The 18218-nt window shown below is 49.4% G+C and carries 15 protein-coding genes; 6 read left to right on the forward strand and 9 right to left on the reverse strand.

Going from position 1 to position 18218, the window contains the following annotated elements; genetic code table 11:
• A partial coding sequence (gene glnS, locus BUE76_RS25165) for a glutamine--tRNA ligase (RefSeq protein WP_254049533.1) occupies positions 1 to 1050 on the reverse strand: 1050 nt, incomplete at its 3' end.
• A 300-nt stretch (positions 1051 to 1350) separates the two neighbouring features.
• On the opposite strand from glnS, the gene BUE76_RS14970 reads away from it, so the two are divergent.
• The 6 genes from BUE76_RS14970 to BUE76_RS24230 all read left to right on the forward strand — a co-directional run bounded on the left by BUE76_RS14970 (position 1351) and on the right by BUE76_RS24230 (position 11343).
• Entirely contained in the window at positions 1351 to 3006 is a 1656-nt protein-coding gene (locus BUE76_RS14970; RefSeq protein ID WP_073041299.1) for a hypothetical protein, read from the forward strand.
• A 59-nt stretch (positions 3007 to 3065) separates the two neighbouring features.
• Complete coding sequence (locus tag BUE76_RS14975) at positions 3066 to 5801, forward strand: hypothetical protein (protein ID WP_073041301.1); 2736 nt, start codon at positions 3066 to 3068, stop codon at positions 5799 to 5801.
• On the forward strand, positions 5801 to 7396 hold the full coding sequence (locus BUE76_RS14980; protein ID WP_073041304.1) for a hypothetical protein: 1596 nt from the start codon (positions 5801 to 5803) through the stop codon (positions 7394 to 7396). The genes BUE76_RS14975 and BUE76_RS14980 overlap by 1 nt, the downstream gene beginning before the upstream one ends.
• Before the next feature lie 318 nt (positions 7397 to 7714).
• On the forward strand, positions 7715 to 10141 hold the full coding sequence (locus BUE76_RS14985; RefSeq protein WP_245798320.1) for a DUF5686 family protein: 2427 nt from the start codon (positions 7715 to 7717) through the stop codon (positions 10139 to 10141).
• A gap of 260 nt (positions 10142 to 10401) precedes the next feature.
• Positions 10402 to 10938 carry a VanZ family protein gene (locus tag BUE76_RS14990; RefSeq protein ID WP_073041576.1) on the forward strand — a complete coding sequence of 179 codons (537 nt, stop codon included), beginning with the start codon at positions 10402 to 10404 and terminating at the stop codon, positions 10936 to 10938.
• A gap of 210 nt (positions 10939 to 11148) precedes the next feature.
• Entirely contained in the window at positions 11149 to 11343 is a 195-nt protein-coding gene (locus BUE76_RS24230) for a hypothetical protein (RefSeq protein WP_143157236.1), read from the forward strand.
• Between the two features lie 49 nt (positions 11344 to 11392).
• On the opposite strand, the gene BUE76_RS15000 is transcribed toward BUE76_RS24230, so the two are convergent.
• The 8 genes from BUE76_RS15000 to BUE76_RS15035 form a co-directional block, all read right to left on the reverse strand.
• Entirely contained in the window at positions 11393 to 11755 is a 363-nt protein-coding gene (locus BUE76_RS15000) for a hypothetical protein (protein ID WP_143157237.1), read from the reverse strand.
• An 85-nt stretch (positions 11756 to 11840) separates the two neighbouring features.
• Positions 11841 to 12797, reverse strand: coding sequence for a sterol desaturase family protein (locus BUE76_RS15005; RefSeq protein WP_083596408.1), 957 nt, complete (start codon positions 12795 to 12797; stop codon positions 11841 to 11843).
• Positions 12798 to 12903: 106 nt separating this feature from the next.
• Entirely contained in the window at positions 12904 to 13092 is a 189-nt protein-coding gene (locus BUE76_RS15010; protein ID WP_073041311.1) for a hypothetical protein, read from the reverse strand.
• A gap of 69 nt (positions 13093 to 13161) precedes the next feature.
• Complete coding sequence (locus BUE76_RS15015; RefSeq protein WP_073041313.1) at positions 13162 to 13539, reverse strand: SPW repeat domain-containing protein; 378 nt, start codon at positions 13537 to 13539, stop codon at positions 13162 to 13164.
• A gap of 87 nt (positions 13540 to 13626) precedes the next feature.
• A complete protein-coding gene (locus BUE76_RS15020) occupies positions 13627 to 14613 on the reverse strand; it encodes a TIGR03885 family FMN-dependent LLM class oxidoreductase (protein WP_073041315.1) in 987 nt (328 codons plus the stop codon).
• A 58-nt stretch (positions 14614 to 14671) separates the two neighbouring features.
• Positions 14672 to 15628, reverse strand: coding sequence for a CvpA family protein (locus tag BUE76_RS15025; protein WP_073041318.1), 957 nt, complete (start codon positions 15626 to 15628; stop codon positions 14672 to 14674).
• A 187-nt stretch (positions 15629 to 15815) separates the two neighbouring features.
• A complete protein-coding gene (locus BUE76_RS15030) occupies positions 15816 to 16511 on the reverse strand; it encodes a DUF4397 domain-containing protein (RefSeq protein WP_073041320.1) in 696 nt (231 codons plus the stop codon).
• A gap of 177 nt (positions 16512 to 16688) precedes the next feature.
• The gene (locus BUE76_RS15035) at positions 16689 to 18080 is read right to left on the reverse strand and encodes a S41 family peptidase (RefSeq protein WP_073041322.1); all 1392 of its coding nucleotides are present in this window, start codon (positions 18078 to 18080) and stop codon (positions 16689 to 16691) included.
• Positions 18081 to 18218 lie beyond the last annotated feature (138 nt).

The following is an 18218-nucleotide window of genomic DNA, read 5'->3' on the forward strand; positions in this document are numbered from 1 at the left end:
CAGTACTACTTTCAGGGGATCGAATACTACCATGCGGCGCAGGGCAATTTTGTTCAGGTGTTCGCGAACACAAAACTCAAGCAAACCTACATCCACAATATTTTCCCGCTTGGCTATACCCACACGGTCGCAGAAATCGCGGAAGGCCTCGGGGGTATACCCACGGCGGCGCATACCACTGATGGTAGGCATCCGGGGATCGTCCCATCCGTCTACATGCTTATCGTTTACCAGTTGGAGCAGTTTGCGTTTGCTCATCACCGTATAGGTAAGGTTGCGGCGGGCAAACTCGTACTGGTGTGAAGGAAAGATTTCCAGTTTTTCAATAAACCAATCGTACAGCTCGCGGTGGGGCACAAACTCCAGCGTACAAATAGAGTGGGTTACATGTTCGATGCTATCGCTTTGGCCATGTGCAAAATCGTACATGGGGTAAATGCACCATGCATCGCCGGTACGGTGGTGATGGGCATGCTTGATGCGGTAAATAATAGGATCGCGCATCAGCATATTGGGGTGCGCCATATCGATACGGGCACGCAACACTTTTTCGCCGTCCTTGTATTTGCCGGCACGCATTTCCGAAAATAGCCGGAGGTTCTCCTCAATGCTGCGGTTGCGGTAGGGGCTGTCCTTACCGGGTTCGGTATGCGAACCTTTGAGGCTGGCGATTTCTTCTGCCGAGAGGTCGTCAACGTACGCAAAGCCCTTTTCAATCAGTTTTACGGCAAAGCCATACAGCTGCTCAAAATAATCAGAAGCATAGAGCTCATTTTTCCATTCAAAACCCAGCCAGGCCACATCCTGCTTGATGCTTTCCACGTATTCCGTTTCTTCCGTTACAGGGTTGGTATCGTCAAAACGCAGGTTGGTATAACCGCCAAAACGCTTGCTCAATCCAAAGTTGAGACAGATGCTGGTGGCATGGCCAATATGGAGGTAACCGTTGGGTTCGGGCGGAAAGCGGGTAACAATTGACTGGTATTTCCCGCTCTTCAGGTCGGCTTCGATGATTTCTTCTATGAAATTGAGGCTTTTCTCTTCGCTCATAATGTTCTGTTGGGCGTGCAAAGATAGGTCTTTGGCCTTTCGTGCCGTTCACCTTAACCGGCACACAAAAGCTGTATATCCCTAATAGTGGCCAGAAAAATAAACCCAATCAGGGTATATAAAAATACCCATTAGGCAATGCAACATGTAACGCACACACATTTATTAAGCAAAAATTTAATTATTAACCCTTAGCTCCTGCAAGTGCAAGCACCCATTTGTCCGATATTATGCCGCTTTTTTATAAAGTGTTTTCCTTACCAAAGTACATTCGTATCAGTTCCAATAAACCTATTGATAATGCCAAAGTTCAACATTCTGAACACCTTAGGACCTACCCTCCTGTGCTTAACATCTTTGATATTTGCAGCTCCCGCAAATGCCCAACTTAAAGTGGGCGACAATCCTACCAGCATTCATAAATCCAGCATCCTGGAACTGGAAAGTAACCGGCAGGGGTTATTACTGCCGCGCCTCTCCGATACTGCCGCCATCAATACGCTTACGCCACCCAATGGTATGCTGATCTATCTGACTTCAGATAACAGCCTCCGCATTCGTAGTGCAGGAGCCTGGAAGAAGCTGGCCAATATGACCGAAGCATCCGCAAACTGGTCGTTGGTAGGTAATGAAGGCACCGATCCTGCTACACAATTCCTGGGAACCAAAGACAACCAGCCTCTTACCATCAAAACAAATAATACAACACGCATGGTTGTGAATGCCAATGGTAATGTAGGGATTGGTACCGCTTCTCCAAGTGCAACCTTAAATGTTGATGGTACCGTCAAGCTGGAGAACCTGGCTGCAGGCACCACCGAGCAGGAAGTATTGGTAATTGATGCCAATGGTTCGGTACTTCGCCGCTCCCTTCCTTCCTCCGCATTTGAAAATGCCATCAAAGCCATCAATAGCATCCAAACCCAATCCATCAGTCTTACCGCTGCTGCAAGCACTACCTATAATACCGTTACAGTAACCAATACGGCAGCCGATAGCACCATTGCCATTTACCTGCCTGTACAGGATGGCCAAAACCAATCAAACAAGCCATATGGTTTGCTAACCTATGCCGACTGGCAAAAAATTGAAAGTGCCGTACAGGATGTTCAGGCCGGGGCAGTAGCTAGCCAGTCGAACGCAAACGGCATCAGCATAACTACCAATGGTACCACCCGCACCATTCAGTTGCATCCCGCCGATGCTACCAATGCTGGTGTTGTGACCACTTCAGCCCAAACACTTGCGGGTACCAAAACATTCCAGGATGGCATTATTTTGAACAATCCACTGACCCTTTACAATACCAACAGTAATACCTCTGCTGATTCAGTTCTGGTAATAAATAATGGCGTAGTAGAAACAAGAAAAGTTAGCGCTGCAGCATTTGGCGATGCCATTCGGAGCATCAATGGCAATACAGAGGCAGCCCAGACGCTTGCTTTTGGCACCACTGGTACCGACCTTAATATTGCAACTGCGGGAGGCAATACCATCAACCTGAATGTTCCCTCGGCCTCTGCCTCGGCAAGAGGTGTGGTAACCACCGCCACCCAAACCTTTGCCGGTGAAAAAACCTTTCAGGACAATTTTGCCGCCGCCGCCAAGGCAATGGTAGGCAGCACGGGTGCAGCCAACAGCACCATTCAGGTTGCCGGCTCAATGGCACTGGCCATCCGCACTATTACCGCAGATGCAACCGCCGCCGATTCCGACAATACCATTTTGGCCAATACTTCGAGCGGTCCAATCACCCTTACGTTGCCTGCCGCAACCAACATGACTGGCCGTATCTACAGCATTAAAAAAATTGGCAATGGAGGTATTGACAATGCGCTGACCATCACTCCTACGGGTGCCACCATCGATGGCGGCAACAATCTTATCATTTACAACGACTGGACCTTTGTAACCCTCCAAACCGATGGTACCAACTGGTACATCATCAAGAAATAAGCATCGTGGCAGAAAGCCATCCGGTTGATTTCTGTTATCCTGGAAAAACCATAGAAGCAATGTTGCGCACAATCATTTTGTTTAGCTCCCTGCTGATGGCATTCGCAAATAATGTTTGCGCCCAGCAGCTATCGCTTGGCAATGCACCTGCCCGCCTGACCAAATCGGCGGTGCTGGAGCTTAGCGCCGAAAACCAGGGTCTGCTTCTGCCGCGCCTTACTGATACCATCGCCATCAACAACCTCAATCCCCCTGATGGCATGGTCATCTTTTTTGTTCCTACAAAAGAGTTGATGATCCGGGGAAACAATAGCTGGTCTTCATTGGTTATGGCCGGAAGCCTCGCCAATTACTGGTCGGTGAATGGCAACACCTTGGGTAGCCAAAGCTGGCTGGGAACCACGGATAATTATGCGCTACCATTTATTACCAATAACCTGGAACGCATGCGGCTAACCTCGGCAGGCCGACTGGGAGTTGGGACTACCACACCTGGCAGCGTACTCCATGTGTTTGGCACCAATCCGCTAAGTTTGACGGGTGTACAGGCCGGCACTACAAGCAACAGCGACAGTATTTTGAGCATCAATAATGGCTTAGTGCAAAAACTCCCTATTGGCAGTTTCCAGGCGCCGATTAGTGGGACCGGGTTTGTAAAAGCTGCCGGCACCGCACTGAGCTACGATAACAATAGTTACACGGTAGCCAACCCTTCGATTACTGCGGGTACCAAAACAAAGATCACTTATGACAGCAAAGGCCTGGTAACCAGCGGCACCGATGCCAGTACCACGGATATTGCGGAGGGCACCAACCTCTACTTTAATGAGGGTAGGGTACGGAGCACTCTGCTTTCCGGACTTTCCACAAGTGTGAGTAGCCCTGTTACGGGCACCGACAACCTGTTAAACGGCATTGGTAAACTGCAGGGACAAATCAATACCCTCAACAATGCCGGCTTCCTTACCGGTAATCAGACCATCACGCTTTCCGGCGATGTTACCGGAAGCGGTACCACGGCTATCAGTACGACCATCCGGAACAGTGCTGTTACATATGCCAAGATGCAGAACGTTTCTGCAACCAACCGCCTGCTGGGACGCGCTTCAACAGGCGCGGGCCTGGTAGAGGAAATCACCATTGGTTCTGGTTTGAGCCTGTCGGGTACTACCCTGTCGGTAAACCCTTCCACCCAATGGAACACTACGGGTAATAGCGGCACAACCTGGAATAATAACTTCCTGGGCACTACCGATGCTTCCGGATGGAGGCTGCGCACCAATAACCAGCAACGTATGGTTGTGGACAGCATCGGGCGCATGGGAATAGGCCTTCCCGACCCGACAACGGTACTTTCCCTGCGCGACACACTGGAAATCCGAAGAACAGGTGCTGTTTCTGCCCTCCTGTTTTCGCAGACGGCAGGTACCGGCGATTTCCGGATTGGCGCTGATGGGGGTGATATATTCTGGCAGGGTGGCGGCAACCGCAACCTGCAAATGGGTGCCTTCTGGGGCATTGTGCTCCAGGGCGACCGGCAAACCGCGAGCTTTCCTGGATTTTCCCCCGGAACAACCGGAATCAATGTCTCCATTCCTTCCGCTAGGGCAAGCAATATTCCACTTATGATTCAAGGCGTCGGCACCCAGGGCGCAAACCTCACCGAATGGCGCAACGCATCAAACGCTGCCATGAGCGTGGTGAACCCTTCAGGCTTCCTCGGCATTGGCACCTCAAATCCTACCTCGCTGCTCCATGTATTTGGCACCAACCCATTGCGCCTAAATGGGGTCCAGGTGGGCGGCATGACCACAGCCGACAGCGTGTTGACCATCCGGAATGGAGTAGTACAGAAGCTGCCCGTGGGCTCTTTTGCCAGCAGTAATAACCTGTGGAGCACCACAGGAAACGCAGGTACCGGGTGGGCGACAAACTTTATAGGCACTACTGATAATAATGGATTCCGGGTGCGCACCAATAACACCCACAGGATGGTGATTGACAGTCTTGGTAATGTGGGTATTGGCACTGCCCCGGCTTTTGACGCATTGAGCCCGGAAAAATTGCTGGTGGATGCCGGCTCCAGCACCTATACGCCCATACTGGCAACAGGTGACTATAATGGCTATTTCCAGGTGAATGTCCAAAACAATAATGGCGGAACAAGGGCCAGCTCCGACCTGGTAGCTACCGCCAATAATGGTACGGAAACCACCAATTTTGTAAATCTTGGCATTAATGGTTCGGGTTATGTATACCAAAACGGCAGCCCCATTGAAACCGGAAAGGCCAATGATGGCTACCTGCTTTCGGCCGGGCAGGACCTGTATATAGTAAACAACAACGCAGCAAAAGACATCATTGTACTTACAGGGGGCACAGCGTCTACCAATGAGTCGATGCGGGTAACAGCCAGCGGCCGGGTAGGAATTGGCACATCGGCACCCGCAACCGGTACCAAGCTGGATGTAAATGGTGCGGTCAAGCTGGGAGCAAAAGGAACAACCATTTCCAACGTCATGGCTTTTGAGGGTACAATTACCAATGGTACCACCATTACTGCTGGAAACTTTGCCGATTTTACTTATACCCTTCCTACGACAAATACACTTGCAGCAGCAAAGGGTGTTGTTTCCGTTTCGCCGGCTTTCGATCTTCCTTCCGGACTCAGCATCGCGTTTGCAAGGGTTATATCCACCACGCAGTTGAAGATCCGCATTCAAAATATCAATTCAACCACCGCCCAAACAATCAATGGTGGCAGCAAACTTTATATTTCTGTAGTTGATTTTTAATGCGGGCATTTACCATTTATACCAGCCTTTTCCTGATCTCCCTACTTTTTGGCAGGGGGGCCAAGGCCCAACCGGGAATCTACATTCCTGAAGGCGCCCAGGTATTTCTGGCTTCAGACACGGCATCCTTTTTTGCCGATGTAGTGTTACGAGGGAATTTAGGCATTGGCAGGAATGGGGTAGTGAATTTTACTGGAAGGCAATGGTTAAACTATGCCGATGCCCGCATCTCGGATGCTAACAGGAAAACCAACGATTCGGGAGGCAATAGCGGCAGCATCCGTTTTGCAGCAACCCTTTGGCGGCAGCAACTGTCGGGAGGATTCAATGCCGCTACCCAGCGGGGACCTGTTTTGGCACAACTTATATTGAGCAATCCGCTAGGGGTTAATCTGTTGGAATCGGCAACAAAAGTTGCCCACACACTTGAACTGCAGCGCGGCCTCTTTTACCTCAACGGGCAAACTTTTGTGATGGGTCATAAGCAACCCGGTAGCATTAAAGGTTATGACGAGGAGCACTTCCTGGTAACGGGTGATGCCCCAGGTTCAGGCACGCTGGTGCGGGAGGGACTGCAAAACCGGTTGGGGCCTGTGGTTTTTCCTTTAGGAACAGGTAAGGGGGGCTATGCTCCTCTTGCCGTCCGCCTGCTGAGCGATGAGCCAGACGACTTTGCCGCATCCTTATTCAACCAGGTTCGCTCCAATGGGGTAAATGGTTTTATCCTTTTCGAGCAAACGGTTAATAAAACATGGGAATTGGGCAAGTTGAACCGGCCAGGTATAGATGCCGTACAGGTTAGCCTACAGCACCAACTGCGCGACGGAGGGGACGATTATTTGCGCAACCAGGAAAGGGCTTTTGTATCCTTATATAAAAATAATAACTGGGATACCGTTTCTCCCTCCCTGGCAAGTAAGGGTGTCCTTGTAAGCGGCAAGCCGCTGGCAAATGCCGCAACACATACCAGGGTACTTGTTAATGGCATTGGGGAGGCTACCTATTTTACCAAAATGGCCCTTCCTGATACCACACGCAGGATGGCCCTTGACCTATATGGCTATCGCATTGATGCCGGCCACACCCATATTGGCTGGGGTGTGCAACCGGAAAGAAATGTGCACAGCTATATCGTGCAAAGATGGTTTTCCAACAACAGTTCCCGGGTTGCGGTGGATACGCTGGCTTCAAAGGCTTCCAACAGGTTTTCCAACAATCACCTGTATTACCAAACCACCGATAACAACAATTATCCAGGCATCACTTACTACCAATTGCGTATTCGCTATTTAGACGGGTCGGAAGGTTATAGTGAAGTCATTGCCATTGCAGGAATTGCAGGTCAATTGGATATGCACTTATGGCCCAACCCAACACCGGATTACACTTACCTGAGCATCAGCACGGCAATGCCTGTAAAAAATCTGGTAATCTGGGATATGTTAGGGCAAAAGCTGTATGAAGAGGATATTGCCGGCCGACGAATTATCAGGCTGAACCTGAAACCTTTTGCCCAAACCATGTTCGTAGTAGGCATCATCAGTCCTGCCGGCAAATTGCTGGCTTCTGAAAAGGTGATCAGGCAAATCCAGTAAGGTAATGCCTTGCATAGCGGTAAAAGGTCAGAACAACAGGTAACCAGAGCATTGGTGCTTTCGTTCAGGTACTCACTATTTGATCGCCAAACTTTGTAAATACCATCTTTTGAAATTTGCCTTATTAGCCGGCAATACGACCATTCAACCGGAAATAGAAATGAGACATCCTGATCATATTGACGCTTTGGTTTATTTAAGCCTTTCTATCCTTTAATTCCTGTTTATTTTTGCAGGGCAATGATGAAGACAGGCAAGCAAGGTGTTGCAGATTGGATTTTGGTACTGCTTTTTTTGATTTCACCCTTTACCCCCGCCTTGGCCCAGAAAGTCATCAAGGGCAATATCAGGGAAGCACAGAGCGGCGAAACCATCCCATTTGCATCCATTCGTTTTAAGGCTTCGGGCTCCGGAATGCTCGCCGATTCGGCAGGTAGTTTTATGCTGCGCCTGTCGCAATGGCCCAAGGACACCTTGGAGATAACCTCTGTAGGCTTCCAGGACTACCGCTATTTTGTTGACCCGGCACAGGTTGTGGGCGATACGCTTTTCCTCAACATCCGCATGATTGAAGGGCGGTTCAATACCGGCGTGACGGTAAGGGCAAAAGGAAACCGTGGACTGTGGATGTGGCGACGAATAGTACAGCACAAGGCCCAGAACGACCGCTATCGTTTTCGCAACTTCGGCTACGAGTTGTACAACAAGCTGGAACTGGACATCAAAAACGTGAACAAGGAAAAGCTATCCGACAGCCGTATGCTGCGGAAGTTCCAGTTCATCTTCGACCAGATAGATACATCCGAAGGGGCGGCCTACCTGCCCGCTTATCTTACCGAGGCATTGTCGGATTATTATTATTCCAAAGAACCCCTGCGTCGCCGCGAAGTATTTAAGGCCACCAAGACACTTGGTTTTAAAAATGAAAGCGTTTCCAAGTTGCTGGGCGGCATGGACCAGAATGTAAACTTCTATAACAACTTTATTCCTGTTTTCGATAAGCAATTTGTAAGCCCCATCTCAGACAATGGCGATGCTTATTACACCTATAAAATTGCAGATACCCAGTACGTGGCCGGCCGCAGGCTGGTGCATTTTTTCTTTACACCGAAACGCAAGGGCGAAAACACTTTTGAAGGCGATTGCTGGGTTCAGGATACCAGCTTTGCCATCCAGAAGATGAACCTCCGGTTATCGAAGGAAGCCAATATCAATTTCCTCCACAAAATGAACCTGATACAGGAATACCAGCTGATCAACGACAGCACCTGGTTCCTGTCCCGGGACAAGTGGGTGATAGATGTGGCGCCTTTTGGCAAAAACAACCTTTCCTTTATCGGCCGGAAAACAACTACCTACCGCAACGTGGTAGTGAACGATGCTTACGTGGATGCGGAACTAGCTAAAAACAAGGTGCTGGAAGAATCGGTACTACCCGAGGTGGCCGCAGAAAAGCCGGATAGCTTCTGGATCGAAAGCCGCCACGAGGAGCTCACCAAATCGGAACAGGGCATCTACAATATGGTGGACTCGCTGATGAACATGCCGCAGTATAAAACCTATAGAAATACTCTCTACTTCCTGACGGTGGGATACAAAAACATCGGCAATTACGAAATCGGCCCCTGGTTTAACTGGCTTAGCTACAACAGCTACGAAGGTTTCCGCACCCGCTTCGACCTGGGCACCAACACCCGCTTCAGCAAGCAGGTGTACCTGCACGGATACCTGGCTTATGGCTTTACCGACAGGCAGGTAAAGTTCCAGGCAGACGGACGCTACCTTTTTAAACGCAACCCACGCCGCCAACTATACCTCTCCTGGCGCAGGGATATCGATTTCGGGCAGAACTATTACGGGGATATAACACAGGACAACATATTTGCACTGGCCATCCGCAAGCAAGGAGTACCCATCAAGTTTATCAGCATAGAAGACAAACGTGCCGAATACACCCATGGCTGGCGCAACGGTTTTGCCGTTTCCCTTTCAGGCGTACATAAAACCTTTAATCCCCTGCGCAACCTGCCACCCAAGGAACAGTTCCTTAAAGATCCACAAGCCGACCTGTCTACCTTTGAGGCCGGTGTGCGCATCCGCTATGCTTACCTGGAACGTTTCCTGGAGTCTACCTTCAGCCGCATCAGCCTGGGCTCAGTCTATCCTATTGTTGATTTCCGCTATACCCGTGGCATTTCGGGTGTAGGCAATAGCGGGTACGACTATTCCAGGCTATTTCTTTCCGTTTCCGATTACGCCAAGGTGGCGCCGTTGGGCAATATTTATTACAACCTGTTTGCAGGCCGTACGTATGGTAACCTTCCTTATATACTACTGGATGTTGCGCCGGGCAACGAAATATATTATTACAACCGCAATGCCTTCAACCTGATGAATCGTTACGAGTACATTCAGGACCGGTATGCGGGTGCTTTCTTTGAACACAATTATGGAACAGGCCTGTTCCGGTTCCTGCCTATTACCCGCAAGCTCAAGCTTCGCCAATTGTGGACGGCTAAAGCCTTATGGGGCGGCTTATCGGAGGCCAATAAGGGGCTCAACTTCACCACCGGCCATCCATTCCGTTCTTTAGATGGCAAAACCTACCTGGAACTGGGTACCGGGGTGGACAATATTCTGAAAGTGCTCCGCCTTGATTTTGTTTGGAAAATTTTGCCCTGGGAAGTTAATACTGCTGCCCATCCCAGGTTTGGTGCTTTTGCCAGCTTCAAGGTCAATTTTTAAACAGACCGGCCAGTGCAGTTACATAGATGCGTGCATTAGCTATTATAGAAAGGATAATTCCGCAATGTATGTTTGGTAAGGAGGTAATTGTAAAAATTAGCCGCTGAGGAGCTTTATTTTGGAAGTATGAACAAGTGATTGAAGCAGGCCTTGTTTTGCCTTTTATCCCTGGTAGTACGGCAACCGATCTATAAAAGCGCCTTCTTAACGTCAGGTTGTTTTACATTTTCATTCCCATTATGAATCTGCAAACAATGCCCATGCAACATCAAACAGCCGAAACCAATGCCAACAGGTTAACCATTGCTTTATTCAGCATCTACCTGGCTGCCTTGTGTTGGATATTACTGCTTAAATTGGGCGTTAAGTTTTCGTACATGAATAACAGGCGGGTAAACCTGGTTCCTTTTCGCAACATACTACAAGACCATGGCAGGATCGCCAACAGTGAGATCCTCATGAATGTCTTGATCTTTGTTCCCCTGGGCTTATATGCAGGAATCCTGTTTTCCAGGTGGAGTTTTAAGAAGAAAGTCCTGTTCTTTTTCCTGGTAAGTTTTATTGTTGAAAGCCTGCAATATATCCTGGCCATTGGTTCGTTTGATGCTACGGATATTATCACCAATACCACCGGCGGCATCCTTGGTTTATTGACCTACATCATATTGGCCAAAACCTTAAACAACCGGTTTAAAGCACAAAAAGTCATCAACATAATTGCAGTCTTGGGAACCGTATTGATGGTCCTTTTTTTAGGCTTGCTGAAATTGAACATGCTCCCGGTAAGATACCAGTAAGTAATGGCTAGTTACCTACTGATACAGTACATAACTACCCTAAACAGCACCAATATTTTTCAAACCTGCGGAAAAAGGATCCTTTGATTTGGTAAGATGATCAAGGTTGGGTATACAGCAGGAAGGTTTTTTAAAGAAAGTTCTCTCCTGCTTTGCTTACACCTGTTTCTTTGGCGCTGTTTTTTCACTCTTTCCGGTAAATACCTGACCATGGAAAACAAACCTTTAAAGGCAGACCCACACGATCACCACAACCAATTACCAAAAGATGTACTGAACACCGCCCAGGACCCGGACTCTTTCCGTGATCCTTTAGAGGTGGAAAAAGAAAAGGACCCCAACATTGAAAGACTTACGCCACAGACAAACCGACAGGATCAGCTCCCTGGTAAAAAGGATGTATAGCAAAAAAGGATTCCAAATGGAATCCTTTTTTGTTGGCCTGTTTTCAAAATCAGGCGTTTGTATTGTTGCTGCTCACTTTTTTGTGGATCTCAACATTCTGGAAAAACGCACCGGTATTGTCATCGGCATATAAACCATAGGCATCTACCAGGGTTCCGCGGTGGCCATCGGTAGTTTCAATGGCATAAAGGATAGACATATCATCCGGATTGGATGGGCCCTCAAAGCGGAAAAAGTTGACGGCTTTCACTTCTTCGGGTTTGTACTTGCGGCCATTGCCATCATCGAGGCTCACCAGCCGGTCCTGTTCTACCCGGTATTGTTCGGTATATCCTTCCGACTCCAGGCGGTTCATACATTTCTGGAGATCGGTCATATACGTAGTTCTGTCGTTGGCTGCAGATGGTTCCATATTTCTCGTTTTATCATATATAGGCATAAGCTGTGCCAACCTGCTGTGCCTGTTTTTGTTGTTGAAAACTGCTTAATAAATTCAATCAAGCTGCCTCTTCCGCAGCTGCTTCCAGCACATTCTCTGTAGCAGGCACGGGGCTTTTCTTAACCCGGGCAATATCAATCGGGTCACCAAAAAGAAAAAACAGTTTACTCCGCCAGCCCTGGGCTTGTTTTATATCCTGCCACATCTCTTTGTACTCGTGGAAATTAATGTACAGCGGGTTGGCTTTGTCTTCAATATTGGAAGTAATGCCATACACGGGTTGCTCCGTCTCGGCTTGGTAGGTTCCAAACATGCGATCCCAAATGATAAAGGTGGCCCCGTAATTTTTGTTGATGTACAGCTCCTGCGAGCCATGGTGCACCCGGTGGTTGGAAGGGGTAGCAAAAATGTACTCGATGGCAGGATGCAATTTGCGGATATACTCGGTATGTACCCAAAACTGGAACAACACGGCAATCTGGTTCACCACGAAAAAGATAATGGGATGAAAACCGATCAGTGCCACCGGCAAAAAGAAGATCAGTTTCAAATGCTGCACCCAGCTAAGGCGGAAAGAAACGGTCAGGTTGTAAAACTCGCTACTATGGTGTACTACGTGGGTTGCCCACCAAAACCTTTGCTGGTGCGATATGCGGTGTGCCCAGTAGCTGCATAAATCGAATATGATGTAACAGGGAATAAAGGTCCACCAGTTAAAAGCCATCCGCCAGGGAAGGGCGTTGTACATCCCGATCACCAGGTAAAACAAGGAAACCTTCAGCAGGAAATTTATGATGACATTACCCACCCCAACACAGATGGAGCCAATGGTTTCTTTTTTATCGTACAGGTGCCGGTTTTGGCGGTACGAAATAAACCACTCCAACAGTACAAAGAAGAACATGATAGGCGCGGCCCAGATGATGATATTGGGCGAGCGGTCTTCAATTTCATGAATGAGGGATAAGGGTATTTCGGGCGCACCAAACAGAGGGCCGGAGAGCAGAGTCCACATGATTAAATATTATACGGGCTACCAATCAGAGGGTAAAGGTTTGATAATTATTGAGAAGGCACCCGCTGTAAGATAATATCCTTCAACTGGTGCAACAGAAATAAAATCAACAGCGGTTGTACCGGTCCCGTATATACTCTGCTACATCCTCCGGGTCGGCGCCTACTTCCTGAACTGCCCGCAATATGTCTTCCAGCGCGCAATCCAGCTTGCGGGAAAGCCGGCTCAGGGTATCTTCATCAATGTTGCGGCAGTTGTATCGGTCGGACAATGCAGGGGAATGGCTATGGTACATGGGTAAGGCTTTGCGCCTACTATGCTAAAATCATACCGCACAGGTTTGGGCAGCTGATCATCTGTATTGTTACAATGAGTTGGGCCCCAATACCCCCCTTCGGCTGGGTTCTTTACTGGTAAATAAAGAGGCAGCTATTTCAAATATTCCAAACACCAGGTGGGGCCAGAATACCAGGTCGGCAAATCCAAAAAGCCAAGGCGAAACCGCCAGCAAGATGCCGGCTCCCAGGTCAAGCTTCAGGTGGGTTGCCATAGAAAGCGTGCGAAATGCGCCCCACTCGTAATCGGTCCAGACACTATACACTACCATACCCGCACCCAACAGGAAGGGCACCCAAAAGTCGGCACCCATTTCAGTGGTCCACAAAAAGAAGGGCGAAAAGACGAGGGCAATTCCGGTAAGATAGTCCAGCAGACCATGAATTTTGGTGGGTAAAAATCGCATAAAAGAGGTTTTTTAGTTATTGATATGCTTACAACTTTCTGCAAGACAAGACTGTGAGGAAGGCCAAATTTCCTGCCACTAAAAACCTCAAGCAGCTTGCATGGCCTTAGTTTCCGCTTGGAGCACAGGAAGTACAGAACGGCCGAAATCAGAGATAAACAGTTCTTGTTCCCGGTTCACATTGTGCAGGATGATGCGTTCAAAACCCAGCGAGATATCGCTCCGGATCCACTCCAGGTGCTCCTCGAGGTCAGCGGAAATACGGACCATTTCTTTTACCTCATCTGGTTGTACAAAGGCTCCCACCGCATCAAATTGGGGCACCGTAGCCAAGTCGCCAAGCACTGTACCGGAAAATATATTTGTCCGCCACTGGTCGTGGGCACCTGCAAGGGCTTGCTCATAGCTCTTGTGATATGACAACTGGCATTTCAGGTACATGGGTTTACCTTCTCCCCCACCCTCCTTGAAAGCCTGTACCGTTCTTTTCAACTCTTCATAAGGTTTGTGGATGGTAATCATGCCATCTGCCCAACTGCCTGCCCACCGGGCGGTTTCTTCTGTAACGGCCGCGCAGAGTAAAAGGGGTTTCTGTTTAGGCAGGGTGTACAAACGGGCATTTTCTACTGTCACCCTTCCATGGTGGGTTACGGTTTCGCCCACCAGCAGCCGTCGCATTACCTGCACACATTCTTCCAGCCGTGCATTGCGTTCCTCCTTGATGGGCCACTTTTCGCCCGTTATGCTTTCGTTTAATGCCTCACCGCTGCCCAGTGAAATCCAGAACCGGCCGGGGAAAAGCTCACCAAGGGTGGCTACCGCTTGTGCCACCACTGCTGGATGGTACCGGTAGCCAGGAGTACAAACCACGCCGTAAGGCAGAGCCGTTGCCTGCATGGCGGCGCCCAGCCAGGCAAAAGAAAACCCGCTTTGGCCCTGCCGCTCGCTCCAGGGATGAAAATGATCAGAGGAATTGATGGCGCCAAAACCTGCTGACTCAGCCATTTGTGCCAACCGCAGCAGTTCGCTGGGTGCAAATTGTTCGTGTGATGCGTGGTAGCCTATTATTGCCATGAGGAGTGATAAATATTTATGAGGTTGATTCTTATTGGTCAAAAAAAGCAGTCCAGCATTAATTCCTGAAATTCTGGGTGATCATAAGGCCATAAAAGCCACCATCCAAAACAGCAATGCCCACCCTTCGGAAGGCAGGGTTGAGGATATTTGCACGGTGGCCGGGCGACTGCATCAGCCCGGTATGACAGCGGTTGAGGCTGGGCCCAAGGGCCAGGTTTTCGCCTGCTGTAATAAATGGCACCTTGAATTTGCGAATCCTATCCGCGGGGCTTAGGCCTTCGGGGTTGATATGGGCAAAATAGCCGCGGGTAAACATATCTTTCGAATGAGCCCTGGCAACAGGCAGCAACTGCGGATCAGCTTTCAGCGGCTGCAACCCCGCTTTTATCCGTTCCTCGTTAACCAGTTGCAACATTTCACGTTCCAATTCGGGACGGGCTGTTGCGGTTTTCACCTTAAAGGCAAGATCTACCGACTCGTGGCTGCCTTCGCCGGCAGGCATCCGTACCACTGCCTTACCCAAAGCATCCTTAAGGTTTGGGCTGAGCGACCGCTCCAGCCAACCTGCCTGTCGGCTAAGTGAAAGCGCCAGGGTACTGTTGCGTGCAGCATCGGTCAGCAGGCTTTTGATGGGCAGAGCCAGCAATAAGGCTGCTATAATGGTTGCCGAAATCCAACCCCGCAATATCCCAGGCAAGATGCCCAGGGCTTTGTTGATGCCGCTGGCATGTGCGCCGGGATCCACTTCCCGCAAAAAAGCGTGCAATAATGCCGACAAAAGCAGGTGCACCACCAAGACCGTAACCAGCAAGGCTACCGGTACTGACCAGGTACCCAGTGCAGGAATCCAGCGCTCAAGCAGTCCTACCGCCTCATCAAACAGGGATAATCCAATCAGCAGGCTGCCCAGCCAGGTGATCAGGGTTACCCACCCCTCTATAAAGCCCCGCCTGAACCCGCCGATTACAGAAAACAGCACAATGGCTCCAAGCAATATGTCAACGGTGTTCATCGCAACCTTTTTTCACAAGTACCAAGACAAAAAACATGCAATGCCTTGCTGGGGCCTATACACCCCAAATACCAGATCACCAGGAAACGAAGATTTTAAGTAAAACACAGCCAAAGGATCTTACCAACGGCAAAAAAAAACCGCACCGGCAGCGCCGGTGCGGATAAACAAAAGCGAACAGAACTGATTAATTGTTAGCGATCACCTGGGCGCCAAGAGCCTGTGCACCGGTACCGCCTACATTACCACGGGCAAAAACGGTGTAGATCTTTCCGGCAGTTACGGCCACATTGGGCAGGGCCAGCACCACGGTATTGGTTCCGGCAAGGCGTACCTCCAGGTTATAGGTTCCTGCGTCTACAGGAGTAAAGGCAGAAAGGGAAGTATTTGCCGACTGGTCGTTGAAGGCCCGGTTAGCAAAAAGTACAGGTCCGCCGGTTACGGCAATATCCACTGCCGGTGCATTGGGACTAAAATGCAGGAATCGAAGATGTGCTTTTCCAGCGGCAGGTGTTGCCAGGTTGTCTTCCAACACAGCAGCCTTTAATTTGCTGACACTGTCGATGGCAAAAACAGAGTACACTTTACCACCTTCAAAGTTGAGGTTGGCATCAATCACGTTTACATTGGTACCGGCAGGCGACACTTTTACATTATTGCTGCCTGCGTTAACTGCCACATACGGGGTATTGCTGGGAAAGGCCAATGCCTGGACGGCCACTTGGTTATTTACCCGGATATCAACTGCAGGAGCATCGGGGGAGGCATGCAACACCATTACACGGGGCGGAACGACTTCACCTTCGCCATTATCGGTTTTAGAACAGCTGGCGAGGGCGCCAAGGAAAAATGTAGCTAATGCCAAACGGAACATTGGTTTCATAAAAACAGGGTTTTGTAAGGGTGATACAATAGGTTCAACCTTTAAACAAGAAAATTCAAAATAAGTTTAATACCTGTGGAAAAGCGTTTATACCTGATTGGTATACGTAGGCATCTGCGCCTGATTACAATAAAAAAGGCCCCGCTGTAGCAGGGCCTTGTATACCAGAAGTAAGCTTTAGAGTTTGGGGGAGGTACCCGGCAGGATCATGCCTTTGAATGAAGGACCCACCAGTTGCTCGTTGGCATTGATGATCCGGGGATCTTCAATTACAGCAGGCTGACCTTTAGGTGCAATCCGGGGACCATAATTGCCGGTAGTGATATACTTAACCACGCTGGCTAGACAGCTTTCCGACAGGTCGCCCCAGTTTTTGTCAATGCCATCAGCCACCTGGCGGTCAACGGCAAATCCATCAAAATAGTTGCCCTGGCCAAGTTTATTGGTGCTGCGGGAAGATACCGGGAACACATACCAGTCCCCAACCGGTACCGCAAAATAACCTACCGGCTTGCCATAAGTATTGCTGGGACCAACAAGCTTAACATCCATATAGGGCTTCAGGTTATTGATCAGCAACTCGCTCGCCGATGCCGAGTTGTTCGATACAATTACAAAGAGGCGGGGCAAATTGAGACTACCTTCTTTCCGCACCAGGGTTGTCTGGTTGAAGCGGGCATATTTGTCGTTATACTTTTGCGTCATCAGCTCACCACCATTTGCCGAGGAAGGCAGCAGGTAACCTGCCAGCGAGTTTTGCAGCGACACATAACCACCCCCGTTATACCGGAGGTCTAATACCAGGTCGTTTACACCCTGGCTGGCAAAACGGCTGAAGCTTTGCTGGAAGCGGTTCTTAATGGCCGTAGTATCGCCCAGGAAGGAATTGAACACCAGGTAGCCGATCTTCTTGCCGCCGGTATTGTACACGGTGTCCAGCGCAACAGGCTGCTCCTGGTACTCGGTTGCAGCAAGGGTCAGATCGGTGGTGGTTCCATCAGGTTTTTCAAACCGGAACTGGGTATTGGTGCTCTCGTAAACGGCGCTCACAATAGCCTTTGAATTCGTACTCCGGATATTGTCATTGCCATTTAAGGCCACAATGCGCCAGCCTCGTTTAACGCCAGCCCTTCCGGCAGGGGAAAGCGGTTCTACATTGCGTACCCGCAGGTCGCCTTCTTTTAAGAAGAATACATTCAATCCAAAATCGCCGGCAATACCGGAGCTCACATTATCCCACTCGGTTTGCTTCACCGCAAAGCTCCACCGGTCCACTGCCTTGGAAAAACCGGGCTCTATGCTGTACTGCCTGATGGCGGTCATTAACTCAACCGGGCTGGCATAAGTGCGGGCCTGGAAGGTAGCGGGAATCTGGTTGTACCACAGGTACAGGTCACGGGAATAGAGCAGGGCCGTGTCTTTTATTTTATCGGCCTCCGAAACCGTGGGGGTGGTGGGAGTAGGTGTTGTTGGGTTAGCATTGGGGTCTTCCTGTTCTTTCTGGCAACCCACAAGGGTCATCAGTCCCAGGGCAAGGGGCAGGATCCACCGGCTTTTGTGTAGTATCATGTTGTGCAGGATAAATTTAAGTAAACCAAAAACGGCTTCTTTGCCCTTAAATTACAAACCAACCGCCATTTTGATCACCTTTAACTTTTTTCTCCCATCCACAAACCCCTGTACCCCTGCTTATGCTGGCACAAAATT

The sequence above is a fragment of the Cnuella takakiae genome, assembly GCF_001953305.1.
Lineage (GTDB): Bacteria > Bacteroidota > Bacteroidia > Chitinophagales > Chitinophagaceae > Flavisolibacter > Flavisolibacter takakiae.